Here is a 19643-nt window from a genome sequence, read left to right as displayed (position 1 = left end):
TCTGTGTGCCATGCCCACATCGCCGAAGGCAGGGTGGGCATGCAAGGGGCCGCCCGAAGCTAGCATGCGTACTCTGCATGGACGAATGAATTCCCGCTTCCTGCACGGCTGGGCAAGCCAGCCATGGCACACGGGAGGTACTGGCCCAGTCTTTATTCCACGTCGTCCATGTCGGCGTCGCGGAGGAAGCTGGCGGTCATGGCCTCGAAGACCGTGTCGAGTCGTTCGTAATCGCGCGACTCGGCCTGGCCCTGGACGAGGACCGTCGCGCGTCCCCGGCGGAACGCGACCGCCTGGCTGGTGATGACGAAATCGAGAAAGATGAACGTCATCTCGCGTCCGACCGGCTCCAGATCGGGCGGCAGGCGAGGTTCGAACTGTTCGTATTCGAACTGTTCGTAGTCGCTGCGCATCGCTTCGACCGCCTCTTCGACGAGGGCCTCCGGGTCGCGCGACACCGGATAGACGGTCAGCGTCCAGAAGGCTCCCTCCGGCGACTGCACGCCGACGGAGTAGGGCAGCTCCTCGAACTGCGGATCGACCAGTTCCCAGTTCGCCGGATAGACGAAGGAGTAGCCCTGTTCGCTGAAGGTCGACAGCACCGCACGTTCTCCCTTGATCTCTTAATCTCTGCGTTCTGCGGACGGGGCTTCCTTCGAAGCGCCTTCGTCGCCCGTCGCCGGACCGTCGTCATCGAACCCCAGGGCTCGCCGCCGGGACGCCGTCGCCTCGTCGAGGAGCGCCTGCATCTGACGCTGCAGTTCGGCCAGCGCCTTCTCTTCCTTCCAGCCCGAATAGACTTCGTAGGGGATCGGCTCCCCCACGAAGAGATGCGTGGTCGTCGGCCAGGGGAAGCGACGCTGCCGCGGCCACATTTCGTAGGTGCCGGCGATCGCGATCGGAAGGAGCGACGCCTTGGAGCGCCGCGCGAGCAGCAGGAAGCCCGACCGCAACGGTTGCAGCGTGCCGTCCGACGATCGCGAACCCTCGGGAAAGATCAGGACCGCCCGACCCTGCTTCAGGCGGTCGATCGCCGCGGTCAGGCCCTCGCGCGAGAACCCGGTCCGGTCGAGCGGGATGGCGTCGAAGAACTCGACGAACTTTCGCGTCGCGAAGCTCGCGAAGAGCTCCTTCCGCGCAAGAAAGCTGAGTCGCCGCGGAATCGATGCCGCCACCAGCGTGGGGTCGATGGTGCTCTGGTGGTTGCAGCAGATGACGACCGGAATGCCCTGCGGCGTCCGTTCGGCGCCGAAGACGCGAAACTGAAACAGGGCGCCGGCGATGACGCGGATCAGCAGCTTGAACGAGTCGTAGACGACCCGCTGGGCGAACGACCGCGTAACCTCCTTCGCCCGTTCACGCTTGCCGCGATGCCGGGGAGCGCCTTCCGGAGACGTGTCCTCCGGCGACGAATCGCCGTCGGCTCCTTCGAGGGAAAGGCCCTCTTCGTAGGAATCGGGCGCCGCGGTCTTCGTATTCGGATCGCTCATGAAGCCGCCTTCGAGCGGACGAGTCGCTCCAGTTCGGCTACGACGTCCTCCAGGGATTTGCCGTCGGTCCAGATCTCGACGGCATCGGGCGCTTTCCGAAGAGCGCCCAGGGGACGCGCACGATCGGCGGCGTCGCGCAGCCGGACCTCGTGCGCGGTCTCCTCCAGCGTAGGGGACTGCCCCCGGGCGAGTAGTTCTTCGAAGCGGCGTCGCGCCCGCTCCTCGACGCCGGCAGTCAGGAAGATTTTGCAGGGAGCGTGCGGGAAGACGACGGTTCCCTGGTCACGTCCTTCGGCGACGTAATCGCCCGCTTCGGCGATGCGGCGCTGGCGCTCGACCAGAATCGCCCGCACGCGCGGTTCGTCCGCGACGAAGCGGATCGCTCGCGAAATCTCCGGCAGGCGGATGGCGTCGCTGACGTCTTCGCCGTCGAGAAAAGTTCGGTCGCCCGTCAGTTCCACGTTCGCTTCGCGAGCCGCTTCGAGCAGCCGATCGGCCAGCAGGAAGTCGATATGTCGCCGGATCGCCGCCAGGGTCACGGCGCGGTACATCGCTCCCGTATCGAGCACGGCGAAGTCGAGACGCTGGGCGAGCGCCCTGGCGACCGTGCTTTTTCCGGCGCCTGCCGGTCCGTCGATCGTGACGATCATGCTGCGAAAACGAGGGAGCGAAGGTCCAGCGGGCGATCCGGACGGAGTGGCCGGCGGGCCGTCCGATTCTATCGCGGAGGTTCGAACTGCGAAGGCGTGGGCCCGCGTATCCGCCGATTCCGCCAGGCGATTCGAAGGGCGAACCGGAACTGCCGAGCGAACTTTTTTCAGGAAGCGATCGATTTGCCGTTATCTCAGGGGGGCGATGGCGCTAAGATTGCGATCTACGCGTCGACCCCGCCCGCACAGTTTTTGAGTAGGGCAGCGAATTCCCGGTCGAAGCAAGAGAGAAGCGCGTTCGCTTCAAAGAAGAGTGCTGGAATGGCTGAAGGTACGATCAAGCGTTTGACGGACAAGGGCTTCGGATTCATCGAAACGGGGAAGGGTAGCGATATCTTCTTCCACGCTTCGAACCTCGAAGACTGCGCCTACGAGGACCTCCGCGAAGGTCAGCGGGTGAGCTTCACCGAGGGTCGCGGACCCAAGGGCGCTCGCGCCGAGAACGTCAAGCCTGTCTGAGGCGAACGCGGCTAAGTACGCGAATCACGAAAGCCGGCGGAAACCCCGCCGGCTTTTTTCGTGCGCCGTGGAGAGCGGCTAGGTGTTGAGAGTTGCGTCGCGAGTGGGTGGCGCTGGTTGTCTCAACCGGCGTCCGCGCAGCGGATCGGAGGCCTCAGTCGCGCCTTGGAATCCTCGCCGCCGGGGTCCTTCGAAGCGACTTCTCGAAGCAGGCCGGCGACCTTGCGCTGAATTCGCTCCTAGGCCTCCGACGGGCTGCGCCCGCGCCGGTTGAGCCAACCGGCGCCACCCGGAAACCGTCGCCGACTGCAAACCGCGAGGCGCTCGAGCGAACGAAAGGCGCCTCACGACGCCGGTTCGTCGGGAGCGACCTTCTCGCGTCGCCCAGCGCGTGCCGTAACCTTCCCCGTCACGGTCTTGGGGGGCTTCTTCTTCCTCTTCTTGAACGGCGCCTTGGCCATCCACCAGAAGCACCCGATCGCCGCCAGCAGGGCGATCAGCGGCGCCACGAAGTAGACCGAGTTCTTGAACGCGGCCAGCACGAAGACCAGGAACGCGATTCCGCCGCCGATCCACAGGGGCAGCGTATTGCCGATCCTCTGCAACTGGTGATATGCCGCAGACCAGCAGAGCAGGACGACGCCGACGCGCAGGCAGGAGTTGCCGAAGAAGGCGACGGATTCGCCGGCAAGGCCGAACGTCCCCGTCGCGAGTCCGAAGACGACGCCGACAAGACCCAGAATTCCGATCAGCGTTCGTCGCACGACCTGCTCCGCGAGGGACGTCTCTCCACGCGGTTATCTTATTCCGAGCCGTCGCCGCGAAGTAACCCGACGGTCGTCGAAGCGGCGATGCCGCGGCGTCGCGCTACCGAGTTGACCGCCGAATGACGAAGTCGGCGACTATCATGGCGGGTCTTCGCCCGCCGTTCCCGATTCCTCCGTCGCCGGAACTTCGCCGATGCGCACGCTCGCCCGTCGCTTCGCCTTCTCGCTTCTCGCCGCGGCGTGCGCGGTCTCTTTACTTAACGCTCAGGAATCATCGCCGACGATCGTTCCCCTTCGTCCGGCGGAGACCTCCGGCAGTCGGGAGATCAGCGGCATCTATCCGCATCTCGCGGCATTCAATAACGAAGGCGAGTGCGGCACGGGCGCCGTCGTGCCGTGGGCAGGGCGGTTGTGGGTCGTCACCTACGCGCCGCACATGCCGAAGGGATCGAGCGACAAGCTTTACGAGATCGCCGACGACCTGACGATGACGATCCGCCCCGAGAGCGTCGGCGGAACGCCGGCCAACCGGATGATTCATCCCGAGTCGAAGCAGCTCTTCATCGGCCCTTACGCGATCGATGACGCCGGCGTCGTGCGTGTCATTCCCTATTCGAAGATGTACGGTCGTCCCACCGGCAACGCCCGGCATCTGACCGACCCGGCAGGCAAGATCTATCTCGCCACGATGGAGGAGGGGCTGTACGAGATCGACGTGAAGACGCTCGCCCCGACGGAACTCTGGCGCGACGAACAACTGACGGAAGGGCGCAAATCGAACCTCCCCGGCTACCACGGGAAGGGGCTTTATTCCGGGCAGGGGCGCATCGTCTACGCGAACAACGGCGAGCATGGTTCGGCCGCGCAGTCGCGACCCGACGTACCGAGCGGAGCGCTCGCGACCTGGGACGGCGAAGCCGACGCCTGGACCGTCGTCCGCCGGAATCAGTTCACCGAAGTGACCGGTCCGGGCGGGATCGAAGGGAACCCCGACCCGTCGAACGACCCGATCTGGTCGATCGGCTGGGACCACCGTTCGCTGATTCTGATGACGCTACTCGACGGCGAATGGACGAGCCGGCGTCTGCCCAAGAGCAGTCACTCGTACGACGGCGCTCATGGCTGGAACACGGAGTGGCCGCGCATTCGCGACATCGGCGAGGACGACCTGCTGATGACGATGCATGGCCAGTTCTGGCGCTTTCCGAAGCGCTTCGGCGAAAGCTCGACCGCCGGCATTCGTCCGCGTTCGAGCTATCTCAAGATCGTGGGCGACTTCTGCCGCTGGCAGGACCGGATCGTGCTCGGCTGCGACGACGCCGCGAAGGCGGAGTTTCTCAACACCCGGCGAGCCAAGGGCGAAGTCGCCGGTCCCGCGAATTCGCAGTCGAACCTCTGGTTCCTGAAGCCGGCGCAGCTCGATTCGCTCGGCCCGGTCCGTGGCCGCGGAGCCGTCTGGCTCGAAGAACCGGTCGAGGCGAACGATCCGTCCGATGCCTACCTCTTCGCCGGCTTCGACCGACGCGGCGTGCATCTCTCGCACGATGCGAAGCGGCCGGTGACGTTCCGCTTCGAGATCGACGCGCAGGGCGACGGAAACTGGAAGCCGCTTCGCGAAGAGACGGTCTCTGCGACCGGTTATGCCTGGGTCGCGTTCGATGCGAGCGAGCCAGGCGAGTGGATCCGCGTCACGTCCGACGCCGCATGCCAGGCGACGGCGTGGTTCGAGTATCGCGGCGATGAGAATCAGGCGACCGATGACGAAGCGTTCCGATCGCTGGCGCGGGTCGACGAGCTTCACGCCCTCGGCGACCTTCGCGCCGTCGGCGGCCGCGTGCGAGCCGGCGATCCGATGACCGGTATGCAGGTTCTCGCGACGCGAGTTTCCGCGGACGGCAGCGAAGCGACGGGCTATTACGAGCTGAAGCCGAACCTCGATCTCGTCGCCGTCGACTCGCAGGCGAAGAAACAGTTCATGGAGGAGAAGGTCGCCTTCCCGCAGAACGTCCTGACGATCGACGGAAACTCGGTCCTGTACGTCGACGATGACGGCAAGCGCTATCGCCTCCCGATCGGGAACGAAGCCTATCGCAAGAATCCGAAACTGTTCGATCTGCAGCGGACGAGCCGCGAGGCAACGACCGAACGCGACCTGTTCCAGGCGGCGGGGACATTCTTCGAGCTGCCGGCCCGGAACGCCGGGGGCATGGCGAAGATCATGCCGATCGCGACGCATCCGTACTTCATCCAGGACTATTGCTCCTGGCGCGGATTGCTGGCGATGACCGGCGTGCGCTCCGACGTCGCGAAGGACGCGACCGCTGACCCGCACCTCGTTCGTTCCGTCGACGGCGAGGCGGCCGTCTGGCTCGGCGCGATCGACGACCTGTGGAAGCTCGGCCAGCCGACCGGCGTCGGCGGGCCCTGGTCGAATTCGGCCGTAAAAGCCGGCGAACCGTCCGACCCCTATCTGATGGCGGGCTACGACTCGAAGCGGATGACGCTCTCGCACGACTCGCCGCAGCCGGTCGCGTTCGACGTGCAGGTCGACATCGCGGGGACGGGGCTATGGAAGACTTACGCGACGCTCGCCGTTCCCGCCGGCGCCGAAGCGACGCACGCGTTCCCGAAAGGTTTTCAGGCCTACTGGGTGCGACTGATCCCGAAGTCCGACTGCACCGCGACGGCGACGCTCGAGTATCGGTGATCTCCTCCGTAGGGTGGGTCTTGACCCGCCCTACGACGTACAGGCCGGCGCTATCTCAAGAACAGCCGGTAGACAGGGTTTTCCGTCTCGTCGACGTAGGGGTAGGCGAGCGCGTCGAGAAACGCCTGAAAGGCGCGACGCTCGCTCGCGGGCGTCTGCAGACCGACGAGGATGCTGCCGTAGTCGGCGCCCTGATTGCGATAGTGGAACAGGCTGATGTTCCAGCTCGGCGACATGGTAGACAGGAACCGCATCAGGGCGCCGGGCCGTTCGGGAAACTGGAACCGGTAGAGCCGCTCGTCCCTGGCCAGGCGAGTTCTTCCGCCGACCATGTAGCGGATGTGCTGCTTCGACAGTTCGTCGTCGACCAGATCGACGGCGGCGAAGCCGCGCTCCGCCAGCGAGTCGCGGACGGCGTTCGCTTCTCCGCGATCGGCGACGGCCAGGCCGACGAAGACATGCGCATCGCGTTCGTCCGAGATGCGATAGCTGAACTCGGTCACGCTCCGCTGGCCGAAGAGCTGGCACAGGCGGACGAAGCTGCCTCGTTCTTCGGGGATCGTGACGGCGAAGAGCGCCTCGCGGTCCTCGCCCACTTCGGCCCGCTCGGCGACGAAGCGCAGGCGGTCGAAGTTCATGTTCGCGCCGCACGTGATCGCGATCAGATCCTGATCCTCGATTCCGTGATCGTTCGCATAGGCCTTCAGTCCGGCGACGCCCATCGCGCCGGCCGGTTCGAGGATGCTGCGGGTGTCTTCGAAGACGTCCTTGATCGCGGCGCAGACGGCGTCGGCGTCGACCACGACGAAGTCGTCCACGTACTTCTGCGCCAGGCGAAACGTCTCTTCGCCCACCTGCTTGACCGCGGTGCCGTCGGAGAAGAGTCCGACGTCGTCGAGGCGAATGCGTTCGCCCGCGCGAACGGAGCGCAGCATGGCGTCGGAGTCGGTCATCTGCACGCCGACGATCTTGATCTCGGGTCGCACCGCTTTTACGTACGCGGCCACGCCGGAGATCAAACCTCCGCCGCCGACGGCGACGAAGATCGCGTCGATCGAACGCTGTCGCTGGCGAAGAATCTCCATGGCGACGGTCCCCTGGCCGGCGATCACGTCGGGATCGTCGAAGGGGTGGACGAACGCGTAGCCGTGTCGCTGGGCCAGTTCGAGCGCGTGCTGGTAAGCGTCGGAATAGCTCTCGCCGTGGAGCAGAACCTCGCCCCCCCGCGCTCGCACGGCCTCCAGCTTCAAGCGCGGCGTCGTGACCGGCATCACGATCACGGCCCGGCATCCCAGGCGGTCGGCGGCCAGGGCGACCCCCTGGGCATGGTTGCCAGCGGAGGCGCAGATCACTCCGCGGGCGAGGACCTCCGCCGGAAGGCGGGCCATCCGGTTGTAGGCGCCGCGAAGCTTGAAGCTGAAGACGGGCTGCACGTCCTCGCGCTTGAGCCAGATGCGATTCCCCAGCCGGCCCGAGAGCTTCGGCGCCAGTTCCAGCGGCGATTCGATGGCCACGTCATAGACGCGGGCGGTGAGGATCCCCTGAAGATAATCCGCAAGATTCGAATCCATCCACCGTTCCGATCGCCAGGCTCGTCTTTCCGCAGATTGCATCTTCGCAGGCGCCCTTCATCGGGATAAAGTAGGGGGTGAGCGGCAGATTCTGCATTCGCCCGAAAGTTGCGGCGTTTCTCGTGGAGAACCCGAAATTTTCGGCGGGACGGGTCATGAATCCGCGCCGTCGGACTACGATCCTGCCGACGATCTCTTCTGACTTATCTGATTTTCTCGCGACTCTTCGTTTCGCCGACGCTGCCGCGCGCCTTTTGACAGGCGACGTCCGCGTCCGCCCTCTTTTCACGGATTCCTCCCATGAAACGCTCCGCATTCACGCTCGTGGAATTGCTGGTGGTCATCGCGATCATCGGCGTGCTGGTGGCCCTGCTGCTTCCCGCCGTGCAGGCCGCACGCGAAGCGGCGAATCGCTCGAGCTGCTCCAACAATCTGAAGCAGATCGGGATCGCGGTTCACAACCACCACGACACGTTCAAGATCATTCCCAGCGGCGGACCGCACTGGGACTTCCCGCCCGATTTCACGGCCAGCGGCTCGCCCGAGATCGCTCCGCGGCAGCGTTGCGGCTGGGGGTATCAGATCCTGCCGTTCATGGAACAGAACGCCGTGTGGGAGGGGGCAGGCCAGACGGTTCTCGCGGACAAGCAGCGGGCCATCATCGCCGCGGCGATTCCCGGGCTCTATTGCCCGTCCCGTCGCGGCGCGAAGGCGCATGCCCCGACGGCTAGCTGGTACGCCGGCATCAGCGGAACGTTCGCTCATGGCCAGACGGACTATGCCGCCTGCCAGGGGACGGGTTCGAACGGCGCGATCGTGCAGACGAACAACGACCAGACGGGCAACGTCATCGGATTCGCGGGCGTGATCGACGGCCTGTCGAACACGATGTTCATCGGAGAGAAGCGCATGAACATCAGGAACCTCGGCCAGTACCAGAGCGACGACAACGAAGGCTACTCTTCCGGCTGGGACCACGACGTCATTCGCCATTGCAACGCGATCCCGGCCCGCGATTACTCGGCCCCCTCCGGCGACGGACAGCAGCGTTTCGGCTCCTCGCACCCGGGCATTTTTCAGGCCATGTTCGGAGACGGAAGCGTCCGTTCCGTGTCGTTCGTGATCGATCTGGCCACGTTCCAGGCGATCGGCGGACGCAACGACGGGATCGCGGCCCAGGCGCCGTAATAGCGTCGCAACCTGCGAAGCGATTCCCTGATTCGTCCGTCCTCCCGTCGCCCGACCTATCGCACGACTCCTATGACTCTCCGCCACGTTACGCTCTCCGCCGTCGTTCTCGCGATTTCTGCCCTGCTCGTCGGCTGCGGTCCGACCGATCCTCCCGGCACGATGGTGACGGGGCGGATCGTCGAGAACGGCGAGCCGATTCCGGCGCCGCGAGCGGATATCGGAGTCGGTATCGTCGAGGTGGAACTGCATCCGGTCGGCGATCCGGCGGGTCGGAGCGTCGAGTCGACGGCCGCGACCGGCGACGGAAAGTTTCTGATCGTCGGTCCCGGGTCGGGCATCGCTCCCGGCGAGTACGAGGTCGTCCTGTTCAAACGCGAGGAGACCACCGAGTACTTCAAAGGAAAGTTCGCGAAGGGGTCCTCGCCCATCCGCGTGACGATTCCGGCGGATAAGGAAGAACACGACCTGGGCGACATCGACGTCGCGAAGTACTGAGGACGGCGGGGCGCGAGATCGGAGCGGCGGACAGGCTGACGTCGCCGCGGAGCGGACCTTCGGTGGGCGGATAAGCCGAGTCCGGAGCGCACCATGCGGTTTGCACGCATGAGTCTGGGTGGCCCGGATTGCTTGCAATCCCGGTCGAACGAAGTTCGACAAGAGGATCCAAGGCCGGCCGCGGAGCTTGATTCCGTCCGCCGCTGACGGCCTCTTGCGGCTGGCCCCTAATCTACCGGCAAGGCCCGGATTGACGAGCAACCCGGGCCACCCGGGTCATGCAGTTCGCCGAAACTGACGACGCGTCGTGAAATGACTCTGTACTGTTCGCGACCGCCGATGCCGGTCGCGAAACGCAAGGTGCGCTCCCGAGCCTGGAGACGGTCGATTCGCTCTTGACCGGTTCGCCCCGCTTCAGGGACATTGCCCGTCGATTCGCGGGCGTTCGCAGCGCGACGGCACGGCAGCCGTTCCGGGACCCCCGCGCGAGATCAGATTCGCGGAAAGGGAGTTCCCGATCATGAAGCGTTGGCTGCTGGGTCTTTCGGTGTGCGTGCTCGCGGGAACGATCGGTTGCGGCGGTCAGCCCGCTGCGACCACGGCAGGCGATTCCACGACCGGCGGCGCTGCCGCGGGCGGCTCTGGATCGGCTGCGACGGGGAAGGTGGCCGCGAACGCGGAAGAGCCGACCGTCGTGGTCGAGCGCTTTCTCAAGGCCCTGCAGGCAGGCGACAGCGCCGGCGCCGAGGCCCTGCTGACCGACAAGTCGCGGAAGGAAACGGCGGCTCACGACTGGAAGGTCCAGCCGCCCGGATCGCCGAACGCGAAGTTCACGATCGTCGAGACCGCCTTTCAGAACGGCGAAGCGTTCGTCTCCAGCGACTGGACCGAACCGGTCAGCGAGACGGAAGCGGCCACGTACAACATCATCTGGATGCTGAAGCCCGACGCCGGCGAGTGGCGGATCAGCGGAATGATCACGGAGTTCGGCGCCGACAGCGATCTGATGCTGAGCTTCGAAGACATCGAAGCGATGATCAAGACGATCACGGAAGCGGAAGCTGCGCTGGCCCAGGCGGCCGTCTCGGCTCAGCAGGCGACGATGGCTTCCGCGAACGGAACCGCTCCGGGCGCCGGCACGGCTCCCGCGGGAGCCAGCGCTTCGGCGAACTTCGGCGCGACGCTCCCCCCGGCGACGGCGCCGGCGGACTCCGCCAACGCACTGGGCGGTTCGTCGCTGCAGTTCGATTCGTCGACGCCCGCAGGCGCCGGCCCGCAGACGGAAACAGGCGCCGTCGGCGGATCGCTTCGCTAAGCGGAACTCGCGCGACGCTACGAGCCATTCAAACGACGAAAGCCGCTCAGCCAATTTTTGGCGGAGCGGCTTTTTCGATTTGGTTCGGGGCTTATCCAACGCCGGCGCTTCGACTGGTGCGAGCAGGCTCCGCTGTCATGCGTGCCATGCCCACATCGCGCCAGCAGGGCGGCCATGCAAGGTTCGGGCAGCCCTGAAGCATGCCCACCCTTCCTTCGGAGATGTGGGGATGGCACACCGACCCGAGGAGCCCGAATGACAAAACAGGTTCGTCCTCTACGTTCGCGCCATCCGCGACCGCCTCCCGCAGCAGGAGGGGAAGCGCGGAAAAATGCCGTCCCGAGGCTGCCCAAGGGGTGAAATCGGACTATGGTTCGGAAGACTGCAAGGCGGCGAAGCCTGCGGAACCGGACTTTTCGATCCTTTTTCACGGTTGCGAGAGCGGCGTCGGCCACTCCGGAAGCGAGAAATTTCTTTGCATCCGACGCAGTTGCCACGAGCTTCGTAGCCGGTACACTCTACCTAGTTTCGCGCACTGCGCGTTCTGGTCAGCGATCTTCCACGTTGGAGCGATCGCTCTCGTCCTGTCTCGGAGATTGACGGTAATGGTTACTTCCCTGATTCGTGGCGGCCTGGCCGTCGCGGCGCTCGCTGCCGTCGCCTTGCTGGTCGGACCGCAGCAAGAAGCGCAGGCTCGTCACGGCCTGTTCGGCGGCCATCGCGGACATAGCTGCTGCGGCAGCCATCACGGCGGCGGCCTGTTCGGCGGCCACCACGGTCATCGCGCCTCGTCCTGCTGCGATTCGGCTCCGGTCGTGACCGGTTGCTGCGACTCGGCTCCGGTTGCCGCCGGCTGCTGCGATTCGGCCCCCGTCTCGACGGGTTGCTGCGATTCGGCTCCGGTTTCGACCGGTTGCGCGAGCTGCAGCGGCGGCGCGGTGGTTTCGGAAGGCGCCGCCGTTTCCGAGCCGACCCCGGCCGGCGACGATTCGGTTCCTCCCCCGCCCGCCAGCACGGAGCCGACCCCGGCTGAAGTTCCGGTCCCCGCGACCGAGCCGATGCCGCCCGCTCCGGAAGCGCCCGCCGCTCCGGAACCCCCGGCCGCTCCGGAAGCGCCCGCCGCTCCGGAAGCTCCGGCCCCGGAAGCCGCTCCCGAGGCTCCGGCTCCTGAAGCCGCCCCGGAAGCTCCGGCCCCGGCCCCCGAAGCTTCGGATGCGCCCGCTCCGGCTCCGGAAGCCGCTCCCGAAGCCCCGGCTGAAGAAGCCCCCGCGGAAGCTCCGGCCCTCTAGTTTCGATGCGGGCCGCGTTCTTCGAACGCAGCCTGTCGCGACTCGATCTTGTAAACCGGCATCGACTTGTTCGACGCCGGTTTTTTCGTGCGCTGATCGCTCCTTCGTCGATCCGTCCGCGTTTCTGCTTAACGCGTACAATCCGGACGGCAACTCGGCTCCCCATCGGTGCGTAACGGCGGCGGCATGACGACCTACCTTCTCGCGATCGAATCGACATGCGACGAAACCGCGGCGGCGGTGATCGACGCCGATCGGCGCGTCCTTTCGTCGGTCGTCGCGACGCAGACCGACTTGCACGCGAAGTTTCAGGGGGTCGTCCCGGAGATCGCCGCGCGGGCCCATCTGGAGCGAGCGCTTCCGGTCATCGACGAAGCGTTGCGTAACGCGGGGATCCAGAAGCGGGACTTGTCGGCTGTGGCGGTCGCGAACGGACCGGGACTCGCCGGGTCGCTGCTGGTCGGCGTGTCGGTGGCGAAGGGGCTCGCTCTCGGACTGGGCGTACCGCTGATCGGCGTCGATCATCTGCATGCCCACATCTATGCCTGCCGCATGGCGGCGGGACGCGACGTTTTTCCGTGCGTCGGACTGGTCGTTTCGGGCGGACATACGCATCTGTACCGCTGCGACGATCCGCTGAATTTCGTCCCGCTGGGCGGAACGATCGACGACGCCGCGGGGGAGGCGTTCGACAAGGTCGCCAGCATGCTGGGCCTGCCGTTCCCGGGCGGACCGGCGCTGTCGCGACTTGCCGAGACCGGCGATCCGAAGGCTTACCGCTTTCCGCGGTCGTTCCTGCACGAGGAACGCCTCGATTTCAGCTTCTCCGGCGTGAAGACGGCGGTTCGCTACGAGATCGCCGGCCCGGGTCACGTCGATTTCGGGCAACTCGTGATTCCCGAGCAGCGGAAGGCCGACGTCGCGGCCAGTTTCGAGGCCGCGGTGATCGACTGCCTGGTGGCGAAATCGGTGCAGGCGACGGAAAGGACGGGACTGAAGCGGCTTTGCGTCGGCGGAGGAGTCGCGGCGAATCGTAAGCTGCGTGCTAACCTTACGGAGGCGTGCGCCACGCGCGGCATCGACCTCGTGGTCGCGCCGCCCGACTGGTGCACGGACAACGCGGCGATGGGAGCCGTCGCGATCGAACGCTGGAAGCATGGCCGATACGACGATCTCGATCTCGACGTCCTCGCGGGACTCTCGCGTCCCGACGTTCGCCAGCGCGCTTAGCGAAACCCTCACGGGTTGGTTCGGCCTGGACGTTCGTTCGCTCGCCCTGCTGCGGATCGGGCTGGGGCTGATCAACTTCGTCGACATCGCCTGGCGGATCCAGGACGTCCCCGTCTTCTACGCCGGGGGCGGACTGCTCTCCAGCGAGACGGCGAGGACGTCGGTCCGCTTGCCGGTCAACTATTCGCTCTACTTCCTGGACGGATCGAGCGAGTGGGCGACCTTCGTGATGGTCGTGCATCTGTTCGTCACTGCGACGCTGATCTTCGGGTATCGATCCCGGACCAGCGCCTTCCTGGTCTGGGTCCTTCTGCTGTCGCTGCACAACCGCGCACCGCTGGTGCTGAACGGCGGCGACGCGCTGATTCGTTCGCTCCTGTTCTGGAGCATGTTTCTCCCTATCGGAGAGACATGGTCGCTCGACGCGAAGCTGCGAAAGTCTCCCCCCCGACGTACGACGGTCGTTTCGCCCGCGACGGCGGCGCTCGTCCTGCAGATGCTGGTGCTGTACTTCTTCGCCGGCTTCTTCAAGTGGAACCAGGACTGGCTCTCGGGCGAGGCGCTCGACTGGGCGTTGCGCCTCGAGACCTATAACCGACCTGCCGGCGAATGGTTCGTCCGGTTCACGGGCCTCACCTGGGCCGGCACGCTGGCGACGCCGCTCGTCGAAACGTATCTGCCGCTCCTCTGGTTCGCGCCGGGAGTCGCTCGCCTGCTCCTGTGGCCGTGCGAGCGGGCGTTCGGGATCAGGTCGCGCCTGGCGGCGTCTCTGCCGACCGTGCAGACGCTCGTGCGCTTCGGCATCGTCGCCGTGTTCGCCGGCTTTCATCTTCCGATCGAGATCCTGATGTGGATCGGCTACTTTTCGTACATCTGCTGGAGCGGGCTCATCGCGCTGCTCCCGACGGCGGCGTGGGAGCGTGCGGCGAAGCTCATTCCGGCGCTGAAGGCGAGCGTTTCGAACGCGCCCTGGACTCGATCGTTCGTCGTGAGCGAATCGATCCGCGGCGTCGCGGCCGGGGTGTTCCTGGTTTACGTGCTGCTGTGGAACGTTCGCAACGTGAGGGACGAACGGGGCTACGAAGGCTTCGCCGTCGTGCTGCCTTCGCAGTTGGACGGCTTCGGCTTTCTGTTCGGGCTCCATCAGCGCTGGAACATGTTTCAGTTCGGGCCGCGGTACGAAGGTTGGGCCGCAGCGCACGCCACGCTGATGAACGGGGAGAAGCGGAACATCCTGTTTCGCGAAGGGCCGCCTGACTTCTCGCGCCCTGAGAATCTCCGCGGCATGTTCCCGACCGATCGCTGGCGGAAATTCTTCAATAACATCGGCAACCCGCCGGACGACAGGCACGCTCCCGAGGCGGCTCTCGCGATGGCGCGTCGCTGGAACGAGACGCACGGCGACGAGGAGCAGATTTTTTCGCTCGACCTCTACTGGTTGACGCAGCCTCTCGCTCGCGACGGTTCGCCTCAGGCCGATCAACCCGTTACGCAGAAGCTGCTCGCCCGCATCGACTGGGACGATCTGTACGGCGAAGAGTTGGCCGGAGAGGATCCCGAAGGAGACGTTGCGGATCTCCTGAAGGCGCTCGAACGGCCCGAGTGAATCGTTCAGGCCGCGGGCAGCGCGTCCGATGAGGCGAGCCGCTTCGTGAAGTAGAACTTCGCGTGCCCGTGCGAGTCCCAGTCGGAGATCCGCCCCGCGACGGAGTATCCGCAGCGGCGGTAGAAGTCGGGCGCCTGATACTCCATCGTGTCGACGAAGGCATAGCGACACCCTCGTTCGACGGCGACCCGCTCAGCCCGATCGAGCAACGCCGAGCCGATGCCGCAGGATCGGTAGCCGGGATCGACGGCCATGATCGAGATCCGCAGCCACGCGAGTTGCGTCTCGCCGAGCAGACCGCCCACGATCGCCGATCCTGTCTGCGCGGTCAGCGCCAGATCCTGCACGGCGAACTCCGGCTGGGCGATCTTCTCAATGAACGGCCCGTTCGCCGTCAGGTTGAACTCGCGCAGCCACTTCTTCACGAGGGCCGCGCCGGCCTCGGGATCGGCCGAGGAATCGATGATCCGGCAACCTGACGGGCGAGCGCTCATCGACGGAGAAGATAGCGCTTGCCAGCCGCAGGTTCGCGCTATTGCGAGACCGTGGTGGTTTCGGTGAAGACCTTGCCGGCGCGATCGGTCTGCGTGAAGACCGTGACGCGGACTTCGTGCATACCGGAAGAGACGGCGGTCGCTTGGATGCGGAACGGCGGAGGCGAGTCTCCCGCAGGCATGCGGAACGCCGCGTACTCGATCCCGTTCTGCGCGACGACGGTCGGCTGCACGGGCGACGAAGAGGTCCGCTCGTAACGCAGTCCAGGCGGAAACTCGATTCGCACGACGACCCCTTCCTCGTCCACGCTGCCTTCGTTGCGCAGAGTCAGCAGGAAGGTCTGGACCTCGCCGACGCGGATCGGATCGGACTGGTCGGTGAACGTCGCCGCGATGCCCGACCCCTGATTGGCCGAGGGAACGAGTCCCCCGGTCTGTGGTTGCAGCGGAAAGGTCGATGCAGGGGGCGCCGCCGGGGCGGCCGGGGAGATGACGGTGACGAGTTCGCGTCGGTCGGACGTTCCTTCGCGGGTCGTTACCTCGACCGATTGTCGGGCGTCGGCATCGACGCTGACGCATCGGGAGCGGATGGCCACGGCGGCGTTCGCCTGCGGTTCGATGCGCGGAATGATCCAGTAGTAGCCCGCGCCGCTCTCGAGCCGTTGCTGGCCAGGCGTCGCATCGGTCGGCTGCAACGACGGATCGATCGTGACCACGATCCTCACGTCGGTCAGCGGCACGCCGCCCGTGTTGTAGACGGCGAAGGTAAAGTCGGCGTCCTCTCCGACGCGGGCGGTCGCGGGACCCGCCACGTCGATCGACATGCGCGGCGCGACCTGGATCGGGGCAGGCGTTCCCACGACGCAGCCTCGGGCGGAGGCGAACTGGCCGCCGGCTCCGGAGACCTGCACTTCGTGGCACTGCTCGCCTTCCGCGAGGACCGTGAACGTCAGCGGGATCTGCTTCGTCGCTCGCGGCTCTAACGTTCCGATCGACGCTCGCAGGGGCGTGCCCCGCTCGTTTCGCAGGCCGGGGCCGAACTGGTCGACCAGTTCGACGTTCTGCACCGGCGCATCGGACGCGTTGGTGACGGAGATCTGGAAGATCGCGTCGCTGCCGACCGCGACCGATCCGGGGCTGGTGATTCGCACCTGAAGAGCCTGGACCTGCACCCGCGTGGCGAGGCATTGTTCGGCTCTCAGGCCGTCCTGGCTGGTCGCGACGAAGCAGCTTCGGAGTTCGCCGCCGACGGTCGCCCGGGCGCTGACGCGAATCGTCTGCGATCCGCCGGCGGGAACGTCGCCCAGCGCCCACTCGGCACGCTCGCCGAACGGCCTCGCGGCAGGTTCGCTGCTGACGATCTCGACGCCGGCGGGGATGGCGTAAGCGAGCGAGACGCCTCGCGCCGCCACGTCGCCCGGGTTGCCGACGGTCACGTTCATATCGAACGGCGCTCCGGCCTGCACTTCCCCCGGACCTGTGACGCCGATGGTGAGATTGGGCGCCGACCACGAGACGGTGGTAACCGCCTGCGCGACGCTGATCTCCGCGACGGTTCCGTCCGGAGAGGGGGGCCGCACGATCGAGACCAGCACCTGCGTCGCGCCGCTCGTCGCGTCCGCCGGAACAAGCTCCGCGGTCGCGATGCCGTTCGCGTCGCTGATGACCTGGGCGCCCTGCTGGCGCTGCGGGCCGAATCCGGCAGGCGCTCCGCCGACCACCTCGTACCGCACGATCCATCCGGCCAGCGGCGTCCCGGTCGACGCACGTCGCAGCGCCGTGGTGAGCGGAAAAGGCTGACCCGCGGAGCTTCCGCCGGGAGACGGAAACGTCCAGGCGGCATCGACCCAGTAGATCGACGCCGTCTGCTGACGCTGGCCCATCTGCTCCGATTCGGGAGCGAGGACGGTTACGCGGCTGACGCCCTCGATCGGCGAACTGACGCTGATCCAGCCTTCGCCGTTCTTGAGCGCGATGTCGTCGGCGACGTTGGCAGTGCCGCGGGTGAGCACGTCCTGGGCGCCGGTCGTGCGACCCAAGGCGTAGTCCGCGTCGACCTTCCGGCTGCGCCGTTCCGACGAGAAGAAGTCGAACACGTCGCACGCGTCGTCGCCGACCTCGACGAAGTGCCCGACGCTCGTCGGTTCGAGGATCCATTCCAGTCGTTCGCGACTGGCCAGGCGTCCGTCCGCGCCGCACAGTCCGGCCTTCAGGACGACCTCGGTACCGACCGGCGCGACGACCTGCGCCGGATCCAGGAGGACGGTCTGATTCGAACGCGGATCGACGTGGCCCGAAGAGGTCGCCGGCGGAATGGTCGTCGTCGCGACCATCGGCGCGTTCGGGTCGGGGCAGTAGGGGAGTTCCGGGGCGGGCTGAAAGGCGGGGTTGGGCGTCGGGAAAAGACAGCCGGAGAGCGGAGTGCTGTTGCCCGTGAAGATCCGCTGACCCGACGGATCGATCTGGGGCACCGAGAGATTCGCGCAGCCGGCGAGCGAGAAGAGTCCGCAGACCGACAGCGCAGCGAATCGGACGAGCCGACCGCGAAGCTGTCTGAATGCGAACGAGCGATCCATCGATCCGTTCCTGCGACGCGCGGAAGGTTTCTCGTTCCGCGGTCGTCCCTGAAAAGCGTCGTGACGCTCCGTCGTCGATCGACGAAGCTTGCGACCAGGCAGAATCTGCCGTCCGGGGCAAACCTAGCACCCGGGTACTGGCTACGTGGCGAAAAGCGAACGTGAACGTTCAGGAAAAGCGACGGGGTCGGGCGCTCTGTGCCGAGCGGATCGGTTCTGACGGACGAATCCCATCCGGGCTTTTCAGGAAGACGAGCGGCGACGTCGATTTTTGGGTCGCATCCGACGTGCGAGCGCCGGAAGATGAGGAGACGGAGCGTCGGCGGAACGCTCCGATTCTCCTGGGCTGTAGGGCGGGCGCCCTCGCCTGCCGGGAGGGCTGATTGCCGCTGCGATGGCAGGCGAGGGCGCCAGCCCTACAAGACGAATCAGAACCTCGCGGACGAAGGCGCTGCCGTGTTCGAGTTCGATCTCTCTCCGCATCCGGAACTGATCTCGCCCGAGGCCTGGATCGCGCCGAGCGCCGACGTCGTCGGTCGCGTCCGCGTCGGAACGGAATCGTCGATCTGGTACGGCGCGGTCGTGCGGGGCGACCTGGAGTTGATCGAGATCGGCGACGGAACCAACGTGCAGGATCTGTCGCTGCTGCACACGAACGCCGGCGTTCCCTGCCGCCTGGGCGACCGGGTCACGATCGGGCACGGCGCCATCGTTCACGGCGCCATCGTCGAGGACGACGTGCTGATCGGGATGCGGGCGGTCGTGCTGAATCACGCCCGGATCGGCTCGGGCAGCTTCGTCGCCGCGGGGTCGCTGGTCCCGGAAGATATGGACGTTCCGCCCGGCTGGCTCGTGTGGGGTTCGCCTGCGAAGCTGATCCGCCCGGTCGACGAGGCCCTGACCCAGCGGATCCGCGAAGCGGCGGACCACTACCGCGAGATCGCGCGGAACCTCGTCGCGGGGGTCTGCATCCAACGCGACGATTCGCGAGCGGCGGAGATCCCGCGGACGAAGCGCTCGGCTTCGCCCGCGCACGAGCCGCCTCGCTCTCGCCCCGCTCCGAACGCCAAGTCGGCACGCACCCGCAAGCGTGCCCGTCGAAGCGACCGCTAAGAAGCCTGAGCGCAAAGCTACGGCTGAGGTTCCGTCGAAGCTTCTTCGCGAGAACTGCGGCGCCGGCGATCGATGACCGCCGCGAACTTACCGAAGAGGTACCCGCTGGCGATCGCCAGCAGGGAATGAGCGGAGAGCATGAACTCTAACCGCGGCGGATCCTCAATCAGCGTCACGAATCGCCCGTCGGGCAGCATGGTGTGCGTCTGCGAGAAACCTCCAGCAAGAAGGTCCGTCGATTGCGTCACTTCGGTCGTCCAGACGCTGAATCGCTCCCCGGTAGGTTCGTAGACCCAGGCCTCCGCCTTCATCGCGGCGAACAGCGAGAGCAGCGGTTGCGTCAGCGGAAGCTTCGTTTCGTGCGGGTCGAGCTCGCTCTCGCCCGCATACAGAACCGGGACGACGTAGATCGTCATGCCGATCAATGCGCCGACCGCGAACGCACGCTCGGACCCTCGCGAAAAGATCGCGAGCGCCGCGGCTCCTGCGAACAGCCAGAACGCCGACTGCAATAGAACGGCGAACATGACGCCGCCTGTTTTCAGCGCGGCGGCGCCGAGCCCTGCGACCAGGATCAGCGCGAACAGCTCGACGAGCGAGAACTGCAGACCCGAGGGAAGCTTCGCCATG

General features: G+C 66.2%; 17 protein-coding genes. 9 read left to right on the top strand and 8 right to left on the bottom strand.

Annotation, left to right across the window (positions count from 1 at the left end):
- Nucleotides 1-152: 152 nt before the first annotated feature.
- The 3 genes from SH602x_RS07045 to cmk are packed head-to-tail and all read right to left on the bottom strand — an operon-like array spanning nucleotide 153 to nucleotide 2140.
- Nucleotides 153-602, bottom strand: a complete 450-nt coding sequence (locus SH602x_RS07045) for a hypothetical protein (protein WP_479476111.1) — start codon at nucleotides 600-602, stop codon at nucleotides 153-155.
- Between the two features lie 21 nt (nucleotides 603-623).
- A complete protein-coding gene (locus tag SH602x_RS07040; RefSeq protein WP_479476110.1) occupies nucleotides 624-1490 on the bottom strand; it encodes a lysophospholipid acyltransferase family protein in 867 nt (288 codons plus the stop codon).
- Nucleotides 1487-2140 carry a (d)CMP kinase gene (gene cmk / locus SH602x_RS07035; protein WP_479476109.1) on the bottom strand — a complete coding sequence of 218 codons (654 nt, stop codon included), beginning with the start codon at nucleotides 2138-2140 and terminating at the stop codon, nucleotides 1487-1489. The genes SH602x_RS07040 and cmk overlap by 4 nt, the downstream gene beginning before the upstream one ends.
- A gap of 321 nt (nucleotides 2141-2461) precedes the next feature.
- Between cmk and SH602x_RS07030 the strand changes: the two genes are divergently transcribed.
- Entirely contained in the window at nucleotides 2462-2659 is a 198-nt protein-coding gene (locus SH602x_RS07030; protein ID WP_479469274.1) for a cold-shock protein, read from the top strand.
- A 344-nt stretch (nucleotides 2660-3003) separates the two neighbouring features.
- Here SH602x_RS07030 and SH602x_RS07025 read toward each other — a convergent pair whose 3' ends face one another.
- The gene (locus SH602x_RS07025) at nucleotides 3004-3423 is read right to left on the bottom strand and encodes a hypothetical protein (protein WP_479476108.1); all 420 of its coding nucleotides are present in this window, start codon (nucleotides 3421-3423) and stop codon (nucleotides 3004-3006) included.
- A gap of 196 nt (nucleotides 3424-3619) precedes the next feature.
- Here SH602x_RS07025 and SH602x_RS07020 point away from each other — a divergent pair, with 196 nt between their 5' ends.
- Entirely contained in the window at nucleotides 3620-6133 is a 2514-nt protein-coding gene (locus SH602x_RS07020; RefSeq protein ID WP_479476107.1) for a hypothetical protein, read from the top strand.
- A 50-nt stretch (nucleotides 6134-6183) separates the two neighbouring features.
- On the opposite strand, the gene ilvA is transcribed toward SH602x_RS07020, so the two are convergent.
- On the bottom strand, nucleotides 6184-7704 hold the full coding sequence (gene ilvA / locus SH602x_RS07015) for a threonine ammonia-lyase, biosynthetic (protein WP_479476106.1): 1521 nt from the start codon (nucleotides 7702-7704) through the stop codon (nucleotides 6184-6186).
- Between the two features lie 300 nt (nucleotides 7705-8004).
- On the opposite strand from ilvA, the gene SH602x_RS07010 reads away from it, so the two are divergent.
- The 6 genes from SH602x_RS07010 (at nucleotide 8005) to SH602x_RS06985 (ending at nucleotide 14830) form a co-directional block, all read left to right on the top strand.
- A complete protein-coding gene (locus SH602x_RS07010) occupies nucleotides 8005-8892 on the top strand; it encodes a DUF1559 family PulG-like putative transporter (protein WP_479469270.1) in 888 nt (295 codons plus the stop codon).
- A gap of 72 nt (nucleotides 8893-8964) precedes the next feature.
- Nucleotides 8965-9390, top strand: coding sequence for a hypothetical protein (locus tag SH602x_RS07005; RefSeq protein WP_479476105.1), 426 nt, complete (start codon nucleotides 8965-8967; stop codon nucleotides 9388-9390).
- A 520-nt stretch (nucleotides 9391-9910) separates the two neighbouring features.
- Nucleotides 9911-10705, top strand: a complete 795-nt coding sequence (locus SH602x_RS07000) for a hypothetical protein (protein WP_479476104.1) — start codon at nucleotides 9911-9913, stop codon at nucleotides 10703-10705.
- A gap of 605 nt (nucleotides 10706-11310) precedes the next feature.
- Nucleotides 11311-11994 carry a hypothetical protein gene (locus SH602x_RS06995; protein WP_479476103.1) on the top strand — a complete coding sequence of 228 codons (684 nt, stop codon included), beginning with the start codon at nucleotides 11311-11313 and terminating at the stop codon, nucleotides 11992-11994.
- Between the two features lie 186 nt (nucleotides 11995-12180).
- Nucleotides 12181-13224 carry a tRNA (adenosine(37)-N6)-threonylcarbamoyltransferase complex transferase subunit TsaD gene (tsaD, locus tag SH602x_RS06990; RefSeq protein ID WP_479476102.1) on the top strand — a complete coding sequence of 348 codons (1044 nt, stop codon included), beginning with the start codon at nucleotides 12181-12183 and terminating at the stop codon, nucleotides 13222-13224.
- Nucleotides 13151-14830 (top strand): HTTM domain-containing protein, encoded by a 1680-nt coding sequence (locus SH602x_RS06985; protein WP_479476101.1) that lies wholly within the window; start codon nucleotides 13151-13153, stop codon nucleotides 14828-14830. The genes tsaD and SH602x_RS06985 overlap by 74 nt, the downstream gene beginning before the upstream one ends.
- Before the next feature lie 5 nt (nucleotides 14831-14835).
- On the opposite strand, the gene SH602x_RS06980 is transcribed toward SH602x_RS06985, so the two are convergent.
- The gene (locus tag SH602x_RS06980) at nucleotides 14836-15324 is read right to left on the bottom strand and encodes a GNAT family N-acetyltransferase (RefSeq protein WP_479476100.1); all 489 of its coding nucleotides are present in this window, start codon (nucleotides 15322-15324) and stop codon (nucleotides 14836-14838) included.
- Between the two features lie 38 nt (nucleotides 15325-15362).
- The gene (locus tag SH602x_RS06975; RefSeq protein ID WP_479476099.1) at nucleotides 15363-17900 is read right to left on the bottom strand and encodes a COG1361 family protein; all 2538 of its coding nucleotides are present in this window, start codon (nucleotides 17898-17900) and stop codon (nucleotides 15363-15365) included.
- 456 nt (nucleotides 17901-18356) lie between these two features.
- Between SH602x_RS06975 and SH602x_RS06970 the strand changes: the two genes are divergently transcribed.
- Nucleotides 18357-19013 (top strand): gamma carbonic anhydrase family protein, encoded by a 657-nt coding sequence (locus SH602x_RS06970; protein WP_479476098.1) that lies wholly within the window; start codon nucleotides 18357-18359, stop codon nucleotides 19011-19013.
- A gap of 17 nt (nucleotides 19014-19030) precedes the next feature.
- On the opposite strand, the gene SH602x_RS06965 is transcribed toward SH602x_RS06970, so the two are convergent.
- On the bottom strand, nucleotides 19031-19642 hold the full coding sequence (locus SH602x_RS06965) for a hypothetical protein (protein ID WP_479476097.1): 612 nt from the start codon (nucleotides 19640-19642) through the stop codon (nucleotides 19031-19033).
- Nucleotide 19643: the final 1 nt, after the last annotated feature.

Source organism: Lignipirellula cremea, assembly GCF_056501455.1.
The sequence above is the reverse complement of the archived record's forward strand: the minus strand, read 5'-3'. Positions and strand labels throughout refer to the sequence as shown.

Coding starts and splice junctions, on each gene's coding strand:
- SH602x_RS07040 (WP_479476110.1), bottom strand. CDS start 1,490: ATGAGCGATCCGAATACGAAGACCGCGGCGCCCGATTCCTACGAAGAG.
- cmk (WP_479476109.1), bottom strand. CDS start 2,140: ATGATCGTCACGATCGACGGACCGGCAGGCGCCGGAAAAAGCACGGTC.
- SH602x_RS07030 (WP_479469274.1), top strand. CDS start 2,462: ATGGCTGAAGGTACGATCAAGCGTTTGACGGACAAGGGCTTCGGATTC.
- SH602x_RS07020 (WP_479476107.1), top strand. CDS start 3,620: ATGCGCACGCTCGCCCGTCGCTTCGCCTTCTCGCTTCTCGCCGCGGCG.
- ilvA (WP_479476106.1), bottom strand. CDS start 7,704: ATGGATTCGAATCTTGCGGATTATCTTCAGGGGATCCTCACCGCCCGC.
- SH602x_RS07010 (WP_479469270.1), top strand. CDS start 8,005: ATGAAACGCTCCGCATTCACGCTCGTGGAATTGCTGGTGGTCATCGCG.
- SH602x_RS07005 (WP_479476105.1), top strand. CDS start 8,965: ATGACTCTCCGCCACGTTACGCTCTCCGCCGTCGTTCTCGCGATTTCT.
- SH602x_RS07000 (WP_479476104.1), top strand. CDS start 9,911: ATGAAGCGTTGGCTGCTGGGTCTTTCGGTGTGCGTGCTCGCGGGAACG.
- SH602x_RS06995 (WP_479476103.1), top strand. CDS start 11,311: ATGGTTACTTCCCTGATTCGTGGCGGCCTGGCCGTCGCGGCGCTCGCT.
- tsaD (WP_479476102.1), top strand. CDS start 12,181: ATGACGACCTACCTTCTCGCGATCGAATCGACATGCGACGAAACCGCG.
- SH602x_RS06985 (WP_479476101.1), top strand. CDS start 13,151: ATGGCCGATACGACGATCTCGATCTCGACGTCCTCGCGGGACTCTCGC.
- SH602x_RS06980 (WP_479476100.1), bottom strand. CDS start 15,324: ATGAGCGCTCGCCCGTCAGGTTGCCGGATCATCGATTCCTCGGCCGAT.
- SH602x_RS06975 (WP_479476099.1), bottom strand. CDS start 17,900: ATGGATCGCTCGTTCGCATTCAGACAGCTTCGCGGTCGGCTCGTCCGA.
- SH602x_RS06965 (WP_479476097.1), bottom strand. CDS start 19,642: ATGGCGAAGCTTCCCTCGGGTCTGCAGTTCTCGCTCGTCGAGCTGTTC.